The sequence below is a fragment of the Oceanotoga sp. genome, from assembly GCF_030445905.1.
GTDB classification, from domain to species: Bacteria; Thermotogota; Thermotogae; order Petrotogales; family Petrotogaceae; genus Oceanotoga; species Oceanotoga teriensis.
Genome location: NZ_JASUSU010000011.1, coordinates 56,208 through 75,350 on the forward strand (window position 1 = coordinate 56,208; position 19,143 = coordinate 75,350).

Genomic DNA, 19,143 nt, shown 5'->3' on the forward strand with positions numbered 1-19,143 from the left:
TGATAATTATGATAAAATTAAATAAGCTCAATGATAAAGAGTTTATATTGAACTGTGACCAGATAGAAAAAATCGAAATGAATCCAGATTCTACAATTACTATGATGAACGGGCATGTATATGTAGTAAAGGATAATATTGAAGATATAATAAAAAAAGTGATAGAATATAAAAGGAACTATTCTATTAATGGTCAAAGAGGTGAAATATAAGTGGATATTTCTACAATAATAGGTCTTGTACTTGCCATCTTGGCAATTGTTATGGGTGTGGGTTCAGAATTTGGGGCTATATTAGATACACAATCTTTCTTTATAACTGTTATAGGGTCAATAGGAGGAACATTTATAGCCCATCCAAAAGAAACGGCATTCAAATTGTTTAGTACCTTTTTAAAAGCTATAAAAAATCCACAAATTGATAATATAGGATCTTTAAGAACATTGTATTCTTTTGCTGAAAAAGCCAGAAGAGATGGAATGATAGCATTAGAAGAAGATATACCTTCCATAGAAGATGAATTTATGAAAGATGGATTAAGAGCTGCTGTTGATGGTACAGATCCTGAAGAAATAAAAAAAATATTAGAAATAAAAATGGAATTATATGAGCAAGACGAAGAAGCATCGATAAGTGTATTAGATACTTGGGCGGCTTTAGCACCAGCTTTTGGTATGATTGGAACACTTATAGGATTAGTTCTTTTACTCAAGACATTAAATGATCCTACGACAATAGGTCCAAAAATGTCTATAGCTCTCGTAACTACTTTATATGGAGCATTAATTGCAAATATATTTGCAACTCCTCCAGCTGAAAAGCTAAAAAGAAGGGTTGCAGACAGTTTAAACCAAAAAAGAATGGCATTAGAAGGAATTCTTTCAATAGTACAGGGAGAAAATCCAAGACTAATGGAAGAAAAATTAAAAGCTTTTCTTTCAGCTACAGATAGAAAAGCTTATGAGGCCAACAAAAAAGATACTGAAGTATGATTAGGGGTGAACTAAATGGCTAAAAAGAAAAAAGAAGCCGCAGGTTCTCCAGCATGGATGGCAACTTTTTCAGACTTAAATTCACTTTTAATGACTATGTTCGTAGCTTTATTTTCAATGGCTACCATATCTCCTGGAAAATTTCAACAAGCAGCTATGAGTTTTAACAATGCTTTTAACGGAGCTCCTCCGGGAGTTTTAGTGGGTGGAAAATCGATAGCTGATGAACCACTTATTACTTCAAACCCTGGAGTTAAAAGGGATTTGTTAAAAATTGTTGAAGATGAAAAATATAAAGGAAAAATTACAATAGAAGAAACTGATAGAGGAACATTAGTTTCATTAAAAGATATGGCTTTTTTTAAACTTGGTAGTGCTGAACTTACAAAAGAAGCTAAAGAATTATTAAATCAAGTTGGAAAAATTATAATAGAACATACCACAAATGAAATAGAAATATATGGCTTTACGGATGATTTGCCAATAACAAGCAATAATATTTATCCTTCAAATTGGCATATGGCTTCTGCAAGAGCTGCGAGTGTAGCAAATTTTTTTACAAGTGAATTAAAAGAAAGAAGAACTTTAGAATTACTTGCTGAAGTAAAAAATGGACAATTCGATATAGAATATTTTTATAATCAAGATAGATTTTTTCCTATATCTACTGGAGATAGGGAGATAAAAAAACAAATAAATCAATTAAAAGCAGAAATAGACTCTCAAAATGAAATAGCAAAAAATAAATTTCAAAATGGAGAGATAACTGCGGTTGAATTAAAAGAACAACAAGACAAACTTGAAAAGCAATATGAGGAAGAAATAAAAGTATTAAGAGATTTATACAGAAGAATAGATTTATTAATACTAAGACAAAGAATAAGATAAAGCGGGGGGTAATTAATTATGGCTGATGAAGATAATATTCAGGTTCCAGAAACGAAAGAAAAAAAAGGACCTAATCTTATAATGATATTAATTATAACAGTAGTTGTTACTCTAATAGTAGCAGCCGGAACCTCTTTTTTAATAATAAAATTATTATCTCCAAATGTTCAAGAAAATGCAGATGTATCTAATTCCTCTTCATTATCAACACAGATAATATCTACTTCAGAACTAATAAGAGAAGGTGCAAGATACCCTGTGATGTTAAAAGGTGGAAAAGATGTTGCTGTTATAGATGCTTTAAATATGAAAGTTGGTAGCAATGAAGCTAGAGATCTTTTAGCTTCAAATAAAATAGAAGTTTTAGAAGCTGTAAGGATGATATTTTTAAATAAAACACGATCTGAAGTCTCAAATTCACAAGGAATAGAATTAATAAAAAAACAAATAAAAGATTCGGTAAATGAAATAATAGGATTTACTGGAGAAAGAGAAAATTTAGGAGTAGTAAAGGTTATAATGGTTATATTGACTGTATCTTCTACTGAATGATGAGGTGATTATTAATGGCTGGTAATGATACATTATCTCAAGATGAGATAGATAAAATATTAAATTCCTTATCAGATTCATCTGAAGAAGGTGGCGGTGAAGATATAGTAGCAGCCAGTCTTGAAGAAAAAAAAGTAAGAGAATATAACTTTAGAAGACCGGTTAAATTTTCGAGAGAACAGCAAAGAACTATACAATTAATTCATGAAAACTTTGCAAGGGAATTATCAACTTATTTATCCGGAAGAACAAGAACATTTGTTGAAGTAAGGTATGCAAGTATAGATCAAATTACTTTTTCGGAATTTCAACAATCTCTTACTACGCCCACATATATGGCAATTTTTTCAACAGATATGCTATCTGGAAGCGCCATACTTCAAATAGGACTTGATATTGGATATGTTATGATTGATAAACTCTTAGGAGGTCCTGGAGTTGCTTTTGAACAACTAAGAACACCAACAGATATAGAAATGTCTATACTTAGAAAAGAATCGGCTGTGATGCTTAGATCTTTAGCTAAATCATGGTCTATAATAACTGATTTTGATATAATGTTGGATAAAGTTGAAACTAATCCACAATTTGTTCAAATAGCACCGCCAAATGAAATGACAATATTAATAACTATGGCTATAACTGTTAGAGATGTACAGGGATTTATAAATATTTGTTTTCCATCATCTACTTTAGAGCCAATTTCGAATAAATTATCCACAAGAATGTGGACACAATCTTTTAAAAAATCTGAAAAGCAAAAAGAAACTCTAAAAAAATTATTAATGTTATCTGAATTACAACTTTCTGCAACACTTGGGAATGCTTCTTTAGAGTTAAGGGATTTGATGAATTTAAAGCTTGGAGATGTTATAAGATTGAACAGTTTTTATGAAGATCCAATAGATTTAAATGTTCAAGGAGTGCCAGTATACAAAACAAAAATAGGTAAAAATAAAGGATATTATGCAGTTAAGGTGGAAGAAGAGAATAAAGACTTATTAGAAAAACTTTTAATTCAACAATCATTAAAAAATGAAGAAGTTTTCGAAGAAGATAAACCACCTGTTGAAGGGGGTGAAGAATAATGCTTGGTGATGATTTTTTAAGTCAAGAAGAATTAGATTCATTATTACAAGGCTTAAATGAAGAAGAAAATGGAGATAATAAAGATTCAAATGTTGATATTGATAGTACAGTAGATATGATGGGTGAAATAGGTAATATAGCTATGGGATCAGGATCTACCACATTATCTACACTGTTAAGAAAAAAAGTTAATATAGGTTCTCCAGAATCTGATATAGTAAAATTTAAGGATATAAAAACTAATTTTCAAGATCAACAATTGGTAATAATAATAAATTATAAAAAAGGCTTGGAAGGATTAAATACTTTTGTTTTACCTGCCAAGATGGCATTAATAATTTCAAATTTGATGATGGGTGGAGATGGAAACGTTGAAGAAAATGCTGAACTTGATGAAATAAGTAAAAGTGCAGTAGGAGAAGCTATGAACCAAATGATGGGATCGGCTTCTACAGCTATGTCAGAATTTTTAAAAACATCTGTTGATATAACACCTCCTGAAATAAAAATACTCGATTTTTCAAGTCCAGATACAGTATTTCCTCCTTTAAATACATCAGAAGATGAAGATATTATATCTATAAGATTTAATATGGAAATAGAGGGTCTTACAAAAACTATATTTTGGCAGTTTATACCATTAAAATTTGCTAAAGTAGTTCAAGATTTGATGAAAAAAGTTATGGAAGAAGAAAATAAAGATTCAGAAGTTAAACCTCAAAATAATATAAATCAAAATGAACCAACTCATACACCAGAAATACCTAATACGAGGCAACAAACACAACAAGTTTCTCAACAACCAGTTCAACAACAAGCACCTCAACCAACTCAACAATATCAATATATACCTGATGATACAAATCATTCAAACCCAAATATTATACAACAAGGAAGTGAGGTTACCGTGAACCCTGTTAATTTTGGAGAAATAGATGGTAATCCTCCATCTATGAGAAGTGGTGAAAAAGTAGATTTATCAAAATTACAATTATTATTAGATGTACCTTTAGAAATAAAAGTTGAACTTGGTAGAGTTAATATGTCTCTCAGAGAAGTTCTGGATTTACATCAAGGTTCTATGATACAACTTGATAAACTTGCTGGAGAGCCTCTTGATATATATGCAAATGGAAAATTGATAGCTAGAGGAGAAGTAGTTGTAATTGAAGAAAGTTTTGGTATAAGAATAACAGAAATAGTATCTTTGAAAGAAAGGTTAAGAACGATCAAATGAAAAAGTACTTCATCTTAATCTTTTTACTCATAGGAATATTTATCTTTTCGAACAATGCTTTTGAAAAATATATAGCAAGTTTAATAGTAAAAGATAATTTGAAATTACAATTAAAAGTAATTATGGAAATAACTAAACCAACAGTCATAGAAAGTGATGTCTATTTTTTAAAAAACAGATATTTAATAATAAAAATAAATAAGCCCGAATTATTTTCGGGCATTGATTACGTATATGATATATTTGAAAATATTTTTTATACATCATCTCAAAATCATACAGACTCTTATGAAGAAGTAAATGTTTTAACTGCAAGCATACCTCAATTATTCCAGGGAATACTGATATCTTTTAAACCTGAAAAGTTAAATCATAAAAGTTTTATCGAAGATGAAATGATTATAGATTATTATGAACCTAAGACAAAAAATTTTTTAAAATTATTAAATGTTGATTTTGTCAAATTCAAAGTTTTTTTTAAGCAACCAAAAGAAGAAATATTGATGTTTGAAAAGTTTCAAATTTTAAATTCTCAAGAAAATAAAAAAATAGATTTTTATATTACAGAAATTAATAATTTGAAGGAAGAAGAATTAGATGATTTAATAAATAATATTATAAAATGATTTTATTCAAAAGATAGTTTTTAAATCTATCATCTTTTAATCTTCTATCATTATCACTAAAAAGATAATCGAGTTGTAATTTTATTAAATCAGATTCTCCAGGCTTTCCATGTCCTGGAGCTATTTTTTTGAAATTAATTTTTTTCAAAGATTCTAAAGTATTTACCCACAAATCAATATTAGAATTATAAAGCTCTGAATGTACTTTTGAAAAAATCAAATCTCCAGAAATTAAAACATTCATAGGCTTCAACATATAAATTGTAGAATCGGTAGTATGACCTCCAACGATTTTTGAAGAAACAATAATATCATCAATTATATTATAATTAGTATTAGTAAAAAGTTCTATATTCTTATTTTCAAAATTTATATTAATATCTGAAAAATTAAAATCAGATAATTTTGAAATTTCTCTCAATTGATTTTCAGTAAAATTAGTGAGATATTTAAAAGTCAGATCACTCATAGTTATATGTAAATTTTTTTTATTAAAGATAGCTCCAAATGAATGATCTGGATGATAATGAGTTAAATATATATTTTTTAATTTCTTTCCAGTTTTATCTTCTATTATTTCTGTCATTTCATTAAATTTTTTAGGGTATAAAGAACTATCAAAAGCTATGAGACCTTTTGAATATTCTAAAAAAGTTATATTACTCGCACCATTTTCAAACCAAAAAAAATACAGATTATTATACTGATAAAGCAATTTTTTTCACCTCTCAACTCTTTTAATTAATTTTTCTGTATAATAGTCTGGAAATCCTTTAATTTTAATGATATAATTTTTGTAAGCCAAACAAACTATAGAGGTGATAAACTTGTTGATAAAAGATTTTTTAAAGAAATATTGGTGGAGATACTCCATTGGAATACTGTTTTTGATAGTAGTTGATATCATTCAAATTTATATACCAAAACAAATAGGAAATATAGTAGATGTACTCGAAATACCAAATTTTCAAATGAATGATATAAAAAAATTAATTTTAGGTATAATCTTTTTGGCATTTGGATTAGTTATAGGAAGATTTTTGTGGAGAATATTTATTATAGGAGCAGCTAGACTTTTTCAATTTAAAACTATAAATAAAATGTTTGATCATATAATCGAGTTAGATCAAAATTTCTATGATAAATGGAGAACTGGAGATTTAATGACAAGATTCACCTCTGATACTAATCAAATAGAAAGATTAATGGGACCAGCAGTTATAATGTTAGTTGATACATTATTTATGTCCATTTTTACAATAATTGCAATGGGGAATTTTGTGAATTGGAAATTGACTTTTTTGGCAATAATACCTTTGCCATTAATAGCAATAATCTCATTATTTTTTGGAAAAGTAATTCATAAGAAATTCACACAACTTCAAGAAGATACATCAGAGCTTTCTAATATAACAGAAGAGAGTGTTGCAGGTGTTGATGTTATAAAATTATATTCAAATAAAAAAACTATGGAAGATATATTTAACAAAAGATCTAAAAGATATTATGATTCATACATAAGTCTTATAAGAATATGGGGATTGATGTTTCCCTTAGTTATGCTTTTGGGAGCAATGGCAACATTATTTGTCTTCTTTTTTGGTGGAAAAATGGTTATAATGAATGATATAACCCTTGGTCAATTTATAATGACTAATCAATATGTAGGAATGTTAATATGGCCGATGATGGCTTTTGGATTTTTAATTAACAATATTCAAAGAGGAAGAGCATCATTAAAGAGAATAAATAATGTTTTAGAACAAAAAAGTTTAATAAATGAGCCAGAAATGAAACAAATGGAATTCACCGGAAATTATCAAATAAAAGATTTAAATTTCAATTATCCTGAAAATGAAAGAAAAGTTTTAAAAAATATAAATATGAACATAAAACAAGGTGATATGATAGCATTTGTTGGTAGAGTTGGATCTGGAAAATCAACAGTTGCGAAACTCATGGCAAAAATATATCCTGTTGACAAAGGAAAAATAATTATAGATGATAAAGATATAAATGATATAAATGGAAAATCCATAAGAGATCATGTATCATATGTACCTCAAGATAATTTTTTATTTTCAATGACCATAAGAGAAAATATCTCATTTTCAAATAAAAAACTCGAACCTAAAGCAGAAAACTATGCTAAAATGGCGAGTGTTCATGGAGATATTTTAAATATAGAAAATGGATATGAAACTGTTGTAGGAGAAAGAGGTGTTACATTATCTGGAGGACAAAGACAAAGAGTTTCTATTGCAAGAGCTTTGGCAAAGAAATCTGAAATAATAATACTTGATGATTGTTTATCAGCTGTTGATACCGAAACAGAAGAAGCAATAATAAAAAATTTAAGAAAAGAAATAAAAAATAAAACTATAATAGTGATATCTCACAGATTAAAAGCTGTTAAAGATTCTGATAAAATATATGTTTTTGAAGATGGTCAAATTATAGAAGAAGGAAATCATAATCAATTGATGGACAAAAAATCTGTTTATCACTCAATGTATATGAAACAATTGATAGAAGATAAGTTGGGAGAGGAATACAATGGCTAATATAAGAGATGAAGTTTTTATTGAAGAACAAGAAAAAGGATTAAGTGATTCAAAAACATTCAAAAAACTTTGGAAATATATAAAAAAGTATAAAATAATATTGATGATAGCACTTTTATCTTTGACTTTCTCAACAATAATAGATTTAATGTTGCCATATCTTATAAGATATGGTATAGACAATGTTATAAATGTAGAATATACTTTTTCAAAAAATGAAAAAAATGAATATATTTTAAAGGATGATGGAATATATAAATTAGATTCAAAAGATGAAAAATATTATTTTTTAAATAAAGAAACACAACAAAAAGAATATATAAGTAAAGAAAGATTTGTATCTTATAAACAAGAAAACATAAATAAAGTTACATCATTTTCTGGAATATTTTTAATAGTATTAATATTTCAATTGATAATAAACTATTCACAAGTATTTTTTTCAAACCTTTTAGGTCAAAAAGTAATATATGATATAAGAAGTGATTTATTCAAACATATAGTAAGAGTTAAATATCGTTTTTTTACACAAAATCCTTCGGGAAAAATAACAACAAGAATAGTAAATGATACACAAAATCTTTCAGAATTTTTTTCTGATGTTATGAGTGCTTTAATGAAGGATATAGCAATACTTATAGGGGTATTGATATTAATGTTTGTTTTAAATGTAAAACTAACATTATACACTATAATAACTTTTCCAATAGTACTCATTGCAGTGTATTTATTTAGAAAATTTGATAGAAAAGCTTATGATAAAGTTAGGACAAGAATCTCAATAGTAAATGCATACTTAGCAGAAAATATTTCTGGAAGTCTTGTTACAAAACTTTTCAATCAAGAAAAAAGAAAAAAAGAAGAATTTAATTATATAAGTTCAAAATTATATAGTGCAAGATTGAATCAAATGATCGTATTTGCGATATTTAGACCCATGATGAATCTTTTATTCTATTTAACCATGAGTCTTCTTTTATGGTTTGGATCAAAGGGAATAAGAGATAGTTTTATAACTTTTGGTACTTTATATGCATTTACAGCTTATGTTGAAATGTTTTTTAAACCTCTTTTTGATATAGCAGAAAAATATGACATAATGCAAAATGCTTTTGCTTCTGCTGGAAAAATATTTAAATTGTTTGGTGAGACACATGAAGAACTTGGAAATGCCAAATATAAAAATATACAAAAGGGAGAAATAAGATTTGAAAATGTTAAATTTTCATATAATGAAAATGAAAATTATGTTTTAAAAGGTGCAAGCTTTTCGATAAAAGAAAATGAAAGGGTTTCAATAGTTGGCGAAACAGGTTCTGGAAAAACAACCTTGATAAAACTCATAAGTGGATTATATAAATATCAAGAAGGAAATATATATATAGATAATAAAAAATTATATGATTATGATATAGATTCGATAAGACAAAAAATAGCAGTAGTTCCTCAAGATGTATTTTTATTTTCTGGTAATATAATAGATAATATAAGACTTTTTAATGAAAATTATAGTGATCAAGATGTTATAAACGCAGCTAAAACTGTATATGCACATGATATAATTGAAAAATTACCAAACTCTTATAATACAGAGATATTAGAAAGAGGAGGAACTTTATCCAGTGGTGAAAGACAACTCATAGCTCTTGCAAGAGCAGTTCTATACAATGCAAAAATTATAATATTGGATGAAGCAACGGCAAATATAGATGTTGAAACAGAAGATTTAATTCAAAAGGCTTTAGATAAAATCTCATTAAATACGACTATAATATCTATTGCTCATAGACTTTCTACAGTTAAAAGTTCAAACAGAATAATAGTTGTGCATAAAGGTAAAATCGCAGAAGAAGGCTCACACAGTGAATTAATGAATAAAAAAGGAATATATTATGATCTATACAAACTTCAATTTGAAAATTCTTAACATATAATTAATATTTTTTATACTATATATAGTGTTTATTAATATGTAATGAAATTAAAATCATCTTCTAAAAAAAATAATACAATCCTTATTTAATAAAGGGTTGTATTATTTTCATGAATAAATCAAATTTTCCAATAAAATACATATAAATATTAACAAAAGATGTTATAGAAGTTTCTGAAATGAGAACAAATTAATTGCAAAAAAATCTTAACATTTAAAAAGATATAAAAAATTAACAAATAAAAAAATAATATCTAATCTATATCATTGATAAAAAGGGATTAATAGAATTTATTATTCTGTAAGCCTTTATAATAAAGAGTTATAAAGATTTAATCAAAAATTTTCTTGATTAAGGTTCATGAATGTGATAAGCTATATATTGGCTATATATTAAGGGGTGGAATTTGTATGAACAAGGAAGAACTTCATGAACAGTTAAAATTAAATATATCCAGAGAGACTTGGAAAAATTGGTTTAACACATCACAAATTATATCTATGGATGAAAATGAAGTTATAATAGGTTTGGGAAATCCATTTTTAAAAGACACAGTAGAGAAAAAATTTGGATCTATAATAAATGAAAAAATAAATGATATTTTAGGAAAAAATATAAAAGTTAAATATCAAGCTTCAACTATAGATAAAAATACCAAACCTCTATCAGGACCTTTGATCAGAAACAGACCTTTAAAATTATCAGAATTTAATCCTGAATTTACTTTTGAATCATTCGTTGTTGGTGAATCCAACAGAATGGCTTATTACTCTTCAATAGAGGCTTCTAAAAATCCCGGAAAATTTAATCCCTTATTCATTTATGGAGATGTTGGTTTAGGAAAAACTCATTTAATGCATTCTATTGCAAATTATATATTAGAACATTCTCCTGATTTAAGAGTTAGATATTTAACCGCTGAAGATTTTATGAATGAAATGATGGATGCTATAAGAAACAAACAAATGGAATCTTTCAGAGAACGATTTAGAAAAACAGTTGATATCTTACTAATAGATGATGTACAATTTTTAATAGGAAAAAATAATGTTCAAAACGAACTCTTTCACACATTCAATTCACTTTTTAATGCAGGAAAACAGGTTATAATATGTTCAGATAGAACACCAGATGAATTGGCGACATTTCATCCAAGATTGATAAGTAGATTTGAAATGGGATTAGTTGTAAATATTGAAACTCCAGATGAAAGTACGAGATACTTAATAGCAAAAAAAATGGCACAGATGATATCATTACAAATGTCAGATGATGTAGCTCATTATTTAGCAGAACATGTAGATCAAAACTTAAGACGATTAAGAGGAGCTATAATGAATTTGCTACTTCATACAAAGATTACTGGAGAACCAGTTAGTGTTTCTTCAGCAAAAAAGATAGTTGATTCTATAGTTAGAATGAATAAATCAAAAACGAAATATAATTCTAAAGAAGCTTTTGAAACAATAAAATTAAATACTGTAATAGACACAGTTATTGAAGAATTTAAAATATGTAGAGAAGATCTTTATTCTAATTCAAGAAAGAAAAATATTTCTGAGGCAAGACAAGTTTTAGCATACATATTAAAAATATATATGAAATTGTCTGTAAAGGAAATATCAAAGATACTAAAAAGAAATCATTCAACAATAAGTCATTCAATAAAAAAAATAGATCATTCATTGATGTTAGGTAATAATATAATAAAAAGTAAAATAGATAATATAAAAGAAAAGATGGAATCTGAAAAAGTTGATTTAGATTTAGTATGAGTAAAGGATGGTTTTATACCATCCTTTTTCAAATATTTATCAGAGACTAATTTAAAGATATAATTGGCTATAAATACAATATATTAGCTATTTCTTTGATTAATAAGTCGATAGAAATATTGAAATTTTTTTCATAATCATTTAAACTATATATGTAAGTAAATTTTATTTCTGGGAGAGTGATGAAATGAAAGCATTGTTAAAAAAAGAACCAGGCAAAGGATTTACATTGGAAAATGTTGAAGAACCAGTTATAAAAAATTCAGATGATGTGAAAATAAAGATATTAAGAACATCGATATGTGGTACGGATGTACACATTTATGAATGGAATAAATGGGCTGAAGAAAGGATAAAAACACCTCAAATTGGTGGTCATGAATTTGTTGGTGAAGTAATAGAAGTTGGAGATAATGTAAAAGGTTTAGTACCTGGAGATATAGTTGCCAGTGAAACTCATATTCCATGCAAAGTATGTTATCAATGTAAAACTGGAAATATGCATGTATGTAAAGATATGCAGATTCTTGGAGTTGATAGAGATGGAGTATTTGCTGAATATGCAGTAGTTCCAGAAATTGTGTTATGGAAATTAGATGAAAGTATACCATTAAAATATGCATCAGTTATGGAACCTTTAGGTAATGCTATACATACAGCTACAGCTACTGATTTAAGAGCTAAACATGTATTAATAACGGGAGCAGGACCAATAGGAGCGATGGCTATACAAGTTGCAAAAGCTTCAGGTGCTGCAACAATCATTGTAAGTGAAGTTTCTGAATATAGAATAAATATGGCAAAAGAAGTTGGTGCAGATCTTGTTATAAATCCATCTAAAGAAAATTTATATGAAAAAGTAATGGAATTTACAGGAAATCATGGAGCAGATGTTTTATTAGAGATGTCTGGAAATGTAACAGCTTTAAATGATGGAATTAAATCTGTCAGAAATGCTGGATTTGTATCTATATTAGGTGTATATAATGAAGAAAAAATACCTTTTGTTATGAACACAGCTGTTTTTAAAAATCTTACAATACAAGCAATAACTGGTAGAAAAATGTTTGAAACTTGGCATATTGCAACTCAATGGCTTAAATATAACAGAATAAATATAGATAAAATAGTTACTCATGAAATAAAAATGGAAGATTTTGAGAAAGGTTTTGAGTTGATGATGTCTGGTAAAAGTGGTAAAATTGTAATGAAAGTATCAGAATAGGAGGGATCTAATTGAATATTTATGAAGAATTAACAAAAGAAATGAAAGAACTTGAAGAACAAGGGCTTCTTGTTAATATAAGAACTTTAGAGTCAGCTCAGGGAGCATGGCTTAATATGAATGGTAAAAAAGTTTTAAATATGTGTTCAAATAATTATCTTGGTTTTGCCAATGATGAAAGATTAAAAAAGGCTTCTATAAAGGCAATAGAAGAATGGGGAGTAGGTCCTGGAGCAGTTAGGTCTATTGCTGGAACATTGACTATACATAACACATTAGAATCAGAACTTGCAAAGTTTAAACATGTTGAAGACACTTTAGTAGTGCAATCTGGATTTAATGCAAACCAAGCTATAATACCCGCAATAATGAGATCAGAAGATGCAATACTATCAGATGAATTAAATCATGCAAGTATAATAGATGGAGTTAGATTGACAAAATCAAAAAAATACGTTTGGAAACATAAAGATGTAAAATCTTTAGAAGAAGCTTTAAAAAAAGCTGATTCTGAAAATGCCAAAAGAAAATTAATAATTACTGATGGAGTTTTTTCAATGGATGGTGATGTAGCTCCACTTCCAGAGATTTGTGATGTAGCTGAAAAATATAATGCTCTTGTTATGGTTGATGATGCTCATGGTGAAGGAGTATTGGGTTCAAATGGTAGGGGAATAGTAGATCATTTTGGACTTCATGGAAGAGTTGATATAGAAGTTGGTACATTATCAAAAGCTTTTGGTGTAGTTGGTGGATTTGTAGCCGGTAAAAAAGAGCTCATAAAATATTTAAAACAAAAAGCAAGACCATTTTTATTCTCAAGTTCATTATCTCCAGCAGAATCAGGAGCTGCTCTTGAAGCTATAAAAATATTGACCGAAAATGATATAGAAGTAAAAAAACTTTGGGATAATGGAAAGTATTTCCAAGAAAAAATGAGAGAAATGGGATTTGATACTGGAGAAACTGTAACTCCTATCACACCTGTTATGCTTTATGAAGCAAAGACAGCAAAAAAATTCTCTTCAAGATTGTATGAAGAAGGAATATTTGCATCAGCTATAGGATTTCCAACAGTTCCAAAAGGAAAAGCAAGAATAAGAGTTATGATAAGTGCTGCACATAGTAGAGAAGATCTAGATTTTGCACTTGAAAAATTTAAATTAATAGGTAAAGAACTTGAAATAATATAAAGAATGCTTCGGCATTCTTTTTTTATCAAAATTTATATAATAATTAAAAACTAAGTAATAAATAATATAACTTAATGAATAAAAAAATGATATAATACCTCGTATGAGGAGGTATTATAATGCTAAAAGAGAACAATTATGATGTAATAGTTGTTGGGGCAGGTCATGCAGGTATAGAAGCGGCAATAGCTTCATCAAAAATGGATTTAAAAACATTATTATTAAACATAAATTTAGATTCTGTTGGATGGACACCATGTAATCCAGCAATTGGAGGACCAGCTAAAGGTATAGTTACAAGAGAAATAGATGCACTTGGAGGAGTTCAAGCTAAAGTAACTGATAAAACAATGATAAATGTTAGAATGTTGAATACATCAAAAGGAATAGCTGTAAGAGCTTTGAGAGCGCAAGTTGATAAATATGAATATTCTCGAGAAATGAAAAAAATACTTGAAAATCAAAAAAATTTGACTTTAAGATATGGACTTGTAAAAAATATTATAGTAGATGGGAATGAAATAAAAGGTGTTGAAACAGAACTTGGTATAACTTATTATTCTAAAGCTGTAATATTAACAACTGGAACTTACTTAAGAGGGAAAATTTTCATTGGAAGAAATGTATTTCACTCCGGAAGAATGGGAGATTTATCGGCAGATTCTTTAACAGAATCATTAAATAAATATGGAATAAAAACCAACAGATTTAAAACAGGAACTCCAGCAAGAATAAATAAAGATTCTATTAATTTTGAAAATTTAATAAGACAAGATACATCAAAAAGTCCCTTAGCTTTTTCATTTTTCAATAAACCAAAAATATTAAAAGATGATTTTCCTTGTTGGATTACAAGAACAACAGAAAAAACTAATGAAATAATAAAAGAATATATAAACTATTCACCTCTTTATGGAGATATAAAATTAATAGAATCAAAAGGTCCAAGATATTGTCCATCGATAGAAGATAAAGTTATGAAATTCAATAGAGACAAACATCAGTTATTTTTAGAACCAGAATCTAAATATTCAAAAGAATATTATATAAATGGATTAAGTACAAGTCTTCCATATGAAGCTCAAGTAAAAATGTTACAAAGTATACCAGGCCTTGAAAATGCCATTGTTGAAAGACCTGCTTATGCTGTTGAATATGATTATATTTTACCTGAACAACTAAAATATACATTAGAATATAAAAATATATCAGGACTTTACTTTGCAGGCCAAATAAATGGAACGAGTGGATATGAAGAGGCAGCTGGACAAGGTTTGATTGCAGGTATAAATGCAGCTTTAAAAATAAAAAACAAAAAAGAATTTATTTTAAATAGATCTGAATCTTATATAGGAGTATTAATAGACGATCTAATAAACAAAGGGGTAGATGAACCTTATAGATTATTAACATCTAGAGCAGAATATAGATTATTATTAAGACATGATAATTCACATTTCAGACTTATAGATTATGGTTATCAATTAAACTTAATAAATAAAGAAGAATATGAAGAAGTAAAAAAAGTAGAAAAAGAAATTAATTATCATTATGATAAAATTCAAAATATAAAAATAGAAAAAACTTATTTAAATGAAATATTAGAAAAAAATAATTCAACAAAAGTAGATCATAAAACTAATATGTCTGATATTTTAAAAAGACCTGAAATATCTTTTTACGATTTGAAAAATTTTTACAATGAAAAAATAGAAGATGAAAGAGTTATAGAACAAATAGAAATAAGGTTTAAATACGGTGGATATATAAGAAAAATGAAAGAAGAAATAGAAAAGATGAAAAAATTAGAAAATGATCTAATTCCTGTAGATATGAATTATGATGAAGTTCATAATTTGGCTTTTGAAGCGCGTGAAAAATTAAAAAAAATAAAACCAAAATCTATAGCTCAAGCTATGAGAATACCTGGTATAAATCCATCTGATATAATAAATTTGAGTTTATATATAAAAAAATAATGAAGAGCTTAAGCTCTTCATTATTTTATAGTATATTTAAAAACTATTATATCTTTATCATCTGAACCAAAATCTTTTGAAGTAGAGTAACCAGCAACATAAATATTGCCTTTTTCATCTATATCTAAAGAATAAGCAACATCATCGCCATCTCCACCGATTATTTTAGTCGATTCAATATAACCATCTGAATTGAATTCAAGTAATATTATATCTTTATCATTTTTTCCTTCAGGAGTAGTATAACCAGCAACATACAAATTATTGTTAGGTCCTTCTTTCACAGAATAGCCATGATCTGATTTTATATCACCATAACCTGATTCCCAAAGCATTTTTCCATCTTTTGAAAATTTAACTAAATAAAAATCTGACCAACCATCTTTCCAAGAACCATCATAACCTACTGCAACATAACCATCCTTAACTTCTTTAACTTCAAATCCTCTTGCATAATCTCTTCCAGTGAAAACATTTGTCCATAATTCTTCACCAGTCAAGGTAACTTTTGTCATCATAAACTTAGTTCTACCCTCAAAGAAATCAACAATAGTTCCAGCTATTATAAGATTTCCATCAGTAGTTAATTCCATACTCAAAGGTTTAATATCTGAACCAGCTTGACCAATAGGTAACCATTTTGTCCATACAACATCTAAACTATCTTTAGAAACTTTTATAAGTTTCCCTTTCATGTTTAAAGTTTTAGGATCTGTTCCATAACCTAAAAGTATATAAGAGTCATTTAATTCGACCATAGCTGTACCTTTTTCAATACCAAAATTTTTAATATTCTTTTTAAATCCATTTTCGCCTAATTTAGCAAGAAAAATGTCATAATCTGTGGAATAAGATCTTGTAGAACCTACAGCTACAGGATTTCCATCAAAATCTTCGAATCCCCATAATAACCAGTCATTATTTGAACCGCCAACTAATTCTTTTGATAATATTTCGCCTTTAGAATTTAATTTAATAACTAGTCCATCTTCGTTGTAACCATTAGGATCTGATACACCAAATAGGTAAGCTCCATCCTCAACAGCATTCACATAAAAAATTTCTTGTTCACCCTCCATAGGATAAACTCTACCCCAATCAAGATTAGGCGCTGCAAAAGATAATAGTCCCACTAATAATACCATTATTACTAGAATTCTTGGTTTCATGATTATCCCTCCTACCAAAATTCATTTTATTATAAATCATTATAATTATAACATAAAAAAAAGTAAAAAAGAAAACTAAGTAAGTTTTAAAATCTTTGTTTTTAGCTCATTTATATTTGACAAGACTTGTATTTCTATTTCATCGTTTAATAAAATATCATAAAAGTTTTTATAAAGAATATTCTTTATAAAATCAACTTGCTTATTATCGATATCATATATTGACAACAAATAGATTTCAGAATTTAAACGGAATAAAGAATATTTGAAAAAAATATCTTTGAATGAATACTTAAGAATATTTAAAATTTTCAAATTAAATTCAAAGTATTTTTCATAAGAGTTATAATTACTTTTTTTAAATTTAATCATAATATTTAAATTTGATTTTTTATTTAAAATATCGAACATACTATAAAAATCTAATTCATTATAAATATTAAAATAGTTATACTGTTTTTTATTATTAATCTCATTTAAATAAGAATAAAAATAAATATTATTTTTAAATAGGCTTATAAATAAAAGAATACTATCTTCAATATTTTTATTTGAGGATTTTATGGGAAATAAAAATATTTTATATTCAAAATTAAATTCTATCATTACAAAATATATATCAAAAATGTTTTTATCTGTATTTATATCAAGATTTTCATCATCAACAATTTCTTTTATATTATAGACTTTATAAAGAGAAATATTCTTTTTTTGTATATCCTCAATATCAAATTTAATTTTTTTAAATTTATATATAAAAGATCTTTCATTTCCAAAAAATTTTTGGAATTCAAAATAATTTTTATGTTTTTTATAACTAATTACTGTATTTAAAAAAGAAAAATTTTTAGAAAAATTATCAATGAGCATTTTAAATAAAGAATCCTCATTAAAGAAAAATACATCATTTGATTCGTTTTTAGGAATGCAATTATAAATATTTATTTTTTCTTTTTTCAATTTGTTTATATAATCAATTATTTTTTTAAAACTAACATCATAATTTCTATCGTCTAAAAATTTAGTTTTATTTAATTCATTAGATAATAAATCTATATTTTGAAATAATTTTTTTCTTGAATTACTTATGATATTATAAATTACCAACAAAGAAATAAAAAATAAAATTGTTATAGTTATCGAAGTCATATAAAATAAATTAAAATATTTATTATTTGTATCTTCATAAACGATAAAAAATTTTTTATTCAAGAAATCCAAACTTTTTATAGCATAGAACTTTTTTTCATCATTTATAATTGAAACACTATTATCATTATAATTTTTTAAAAATAAACCATTTACTATTAGATCATTTTTATTTTTAAAAGATACAAAGGGTGAATTAAATGTATTAAATTTACTTTCCAATATAAAATATCCCATATGTTTGTCGGTTATTTTTCCTGATTTCAATTCAAAGCTTTTCATAGCAATATAAAAATAAACTTCATCATTATGATAAAAAAAATCGCTTAAAAATATATTTTCTTTTGATAAAGATAATTGAAACAAATTTTTATTAAAAAGTGTTTTATTCAAAGGGATTTTATCATATGGCATTAATATATTAAATTTATTATCAGTCAAAAAAATTTTAGAATCTTCTTTTCCCATATAAATATCATTTATATAATCCATATACCTATCATGATAAGTTTTATATAATACAAGATTCTCATCTAAGATCAAATTGTTTTTTAATGAGTTTTTTTCTTGCAAATTTAATTTTGAATAATAATTAGTTAATATTCTATTAGCTGTATTTCCCATTATATCTTTTGATAAAATAGATAAAATCGTTTTTTTTGAATTTAGATAAGTTATCTGAGATTTAGAGTAACTTTCAACATTTTTTTCGACTTGTTTTTCAAATATCTTTAAATTTGAGTTTATTAAATAATAAAAATTTTCGCTAAA

The 19,143-nt window shown here is 26.5% G+C and carries 16 protein-coding genes; 13 read left to right on the forward strand and 3 right to left on the reverse strand.

Annotated elements, in window-relative coordinates:
* The first annotated feature begins 8 nt into the window (after positions 1 to 8).
* The 7 genes from PWP28_RS04900 to PWP28_RS04930 are packed head-to-tail and all read left to right on the forward strand — an operon-like array spanning position 9 to position 5,384.
* Positions 9 to 212 (forward strand): flagellar FlbD family protein, encoded by a 204-nt coding sequence (locus tag PWP28_RS04900; protein WP_109603902.1) that lies wholly within the window; start codon positions 9 to 11, stop codon positions 210 to 212.
* A complete protein-coding gene (locus PWP28_RS04905; protein WP_109603903.1) occupies positions 213 to 992 on the forward strand; it encodes a motility protein A in 780 nt (259 codons plus the stop codon).
* 15 nt (positions 993 to 1,007) lie between these two features.
* Positions 1,008 to 1,880 carry a flagellar motor protein MotB gene (locus PWP28_RS04910; protein ID WP_109603904.1) on the forward strand — a complete coding sequence of 291 codons (873 nt, stop codon included), beginning with the start codon at positions 1,008 to 1,010 and terminating at the stop codon, positions 1,878 to 1,880.
* Between the two features lie 18 nt (positions 1,881 to 1,898).
* Positions 1,899 to 2,432, forward strand: a complete 534-nt coding sequence (fliL, locus tag PWP28_RS04915) for a flagellar basal body-associated protein FliL (RefSeq protein WP_109603905.1) — start codon at positions 1,899 to 1,901, stop codon at positions 2,430 to 2,432.
* 14 nt (positions 2,433 to 2,446) lie between these two features.
* Positions 2,447 to 3,520 (forward strand): flagellar motor switch protein FliM, encoded by a 1,074-nt coding sequence (gene fliM / locus PWP28_RS04920; protein WP_109603906.1) that lies wholly within the window; start codon positions 2,447 to 2,449, stop codon positions 3,518 to 3,520.
* A complete protein-coding gene (fliY, locus tag PWP28_RS04925) occupies positions 3,520 to 4,758 on the forward strand; it encodes a flagellar motor switch phosphatase FliY (protein WP_308644349.1) in 1,239 nt (412 codons plus the stop codon). The genes fliM and fliY overlap by 1 nt, the downstream gene beginning before the upstream one ends.
* Positions 4,755 to 5,384 carry a hypothetical protein gene (locus PWP28_RS04930; RefSeq protein ID WP_308644350.1) on the forward strand — a complete coding sequence of 210 codons (630 nt, stop codon included), beginning with the start codon at positions 4,755 to 4,757 and terminating at the stop codon, positions 5,382 to 5,384. The genes fliY and PWP28_RS04930 overlap by 4 nt, the downstream gene beginning before the upstream one ends.
* On the opposite strand, the gene PWP28_RS04935 is transcribed toward PWP28_RS04930, so the two are convergent.
* A complete protein-coding gene (locus PWP28_RS04935; protein WP_109603909.1) occupies positions 5,374 to 6,099 on the reverse strand; it encodes an MBL fold metallo-hydrolase in 726 nt (241 codons plus the stop codon). The genes PWP28_RS04930 and PWP28_RS04935 overlap by 11 nt on opposite strands.
* A gap of 115 nt (positions 6,100 to 6,214) precedes the next feature.
* On the opposite strand from PWP28_RS04935, the gene PWP28_RS04940 reads away from it, so the two are divergent.
* The 6 genes from PWP28_RS04940 (at position 6,215) to mnmG (ending at position 16,054) form a co-directional block, all read left to right on the forward strand.
* Positions 6,215 to 7,948, forward strand: a complete 1,734-nt coding sequence (locus tag PWP28_RS04940) for an ABC transporter ATP-binding protein (RefSeq protein ID WP_305081107.1) — start codon at positions 6,215 to 6,217, stop codon at positions 7,946 to 7,948.
* On the forward strand, positions 7,941 to 9,875 hold the full coding sequence (locus PWP28_RS04945) for an ABC transporter ATP-binding protein (protein ID WP_308644351.1): 1,935 nt from the start codon (positions 7,941 to 7,943) through the stop codon (positions 9,873 to 9,875). The genes PWP28_RS04940 and PWP28_RS04945 overlap by 8 nt, the downstream gene beginning before the upstream one ends.
* Before the next feature lie 417 nt (positions 9,876 to 10,292).
* Entirely contained in the window at positions 10,293 to 11,657 is a 1,365-nt protein-coding gene (gene dnaA / locus PWP28_RS04950) for a chromosomal replication initiator protein DnaA (protein ID WP_109603911.1), read from the forward strand.
* Positions 11,658 to 11,844: 187 nt separating this feature from the next.
* Positions 11,845 to 12,882, forward strand: coding sequence for an L-threonine 3-dehydrogenase (gene tdh, locus PWP28_RS04955; protein WP_308644352.1), 1,038 nt, complete (start codon positions 11,845 to 11,847; stop codon positions 12,880 to 12,882).
* Positions 12,883 to 12,893: 11 nt separating this feature from the next.
* On the forward strand, positions 12,894 to 14,075 hold the full coding sequence (locus PWP28_RS04960) for a glycine C-acetyltransferase (protein WP_109603913.1): 1,182 nt from the start codon (positions 12,894 to 12,896) through the stop codon (positions 14,073 to 14,075).
* A 119-nt stretch (positions 14,076 to 14,194) separates the two neighbouring features.
* Positions 14,195 to 16,054, forward strand: coding sequence for a tRNA uridine-5-carboxymethylaminomethyl(34) synthesis enzyme MnmG (gene mnmG, locus PWP28_RS04965; RefSeq protein ID WP_109603914.1), 1,860 nt, complete (start codon positions 14,195 to 14,197; stop codon positions 16,052 to 16,054).
* Positions 16,055 to 16,074: 20 nt separating this feature from the next.
* On the opposite strand, the gene PWP28_RS04970 is transcribed toward mnmG, so the two are convergent.
* Both PWP28_RS04970 and PWP28_RS04975 read right to left on the reverse strand, forming a co-directional pair.
* Positions 16,075 to 17,223 carry an SBBP repeat-containing protein gene (locus PWP28_RS04970; RefSeq protein WP_109603915.1) on the reverse strand — a complete coding sequence of 383 codons (1,149 nt, stop codon included), beginning with the start codon at positions 17,221 to 17,223 and terminating at the stop codon, positions 16,075 to 16,077.
* Between the two features lie 75 nt (positions 17,224 to 17,298).
* The coding region (locus PWP28_RS04975; protein WP_308644353.1) for a hypothetical protein at positions 17,299 to 19,143 on the reverse strand (1,845 nt) is incomplete at its 5' end.

What these genes read in the sequence shown, in the direction of transcription:
- PWP28_RS04900 (WP_109603902.1), top strand. Translation starts at nt 9, where the DNA reads ATGATAAAATTAAATAAGCTCAATGATAAAGAGTTTATATTGAACTGT.
- PWP28_RS04910 (WP_109603904.1), top strand. Translation starts at nt 1,008, where the DNA reads ATGGCTAAAAAGAAAAAAGAAGCCGCAGGTTCTCCAGCATGGATGGCA.
- fliL (WP_109603905.1), top strand. Translation starts at nt 1,899, where the DNA reads ATGGCTGATGAAGATAATATTCAGGTTCCAGAAACGAAAGAAAAAAAA.
- fliM (WP_109603906.1), top strand. Translation starts at nt 2,447, where the DNA reads ATGGCTGGTAATGATACATTATCTCAAGATGAGATAGATAAAATATTA.
- fliY (WP_308644349.1), top strand. Translation starts at nt 3,520, where the DNA reads ATGCTTGGTGATGATTTTTTAAGTCAAGAAGAATTAGATTCATTATTA.
- PWP28_RS04930 (WP_308644350.1), top strand. Translation starts at nt 4,755, where the DNA reads ATGAAAAAGTACTTCATCTTAATCTTTTTACTCATAGGAATATTTATC.
- PWP28_RS04945 (WP_308644351.1), top strand. Translation starts at nt 7,941, where the DNA reads ATGGCTAATATAAGAGATGAAGTTTTTATTGAAGAACAAGAAAAAGGA.
- dnaA (WP_109603911.1), top strand. Translation starts at nt 10,293, where the DNA reads ATGAACAAGGAAGAACTTCATGAACAGTTAAAATTAAATATATCCAGA.
- tdh (WP_308644352.1), top strand. Translation starts at nt 11,845, where the DNA reads ATGAAAGCATTGTTAAAAAAAGAACCAGGCAAAGGATTTACATTGGAA.
- mnmG (WP_109603914.1), top strand. Translation starts at nt 14,195, where the DNA reads ATGCTAAAAGAGAACAATTATGATGTAATAGTTGTTGGGGCAGGTCAT.
- PWP28_RS04970 (WP_109603915.1), bottom strand. Translation starts at nt 17,223, where the DNA reads ATGAAACCAAGAATTCTAGTAATAATGGTATTATTAGTGGGACTATTA.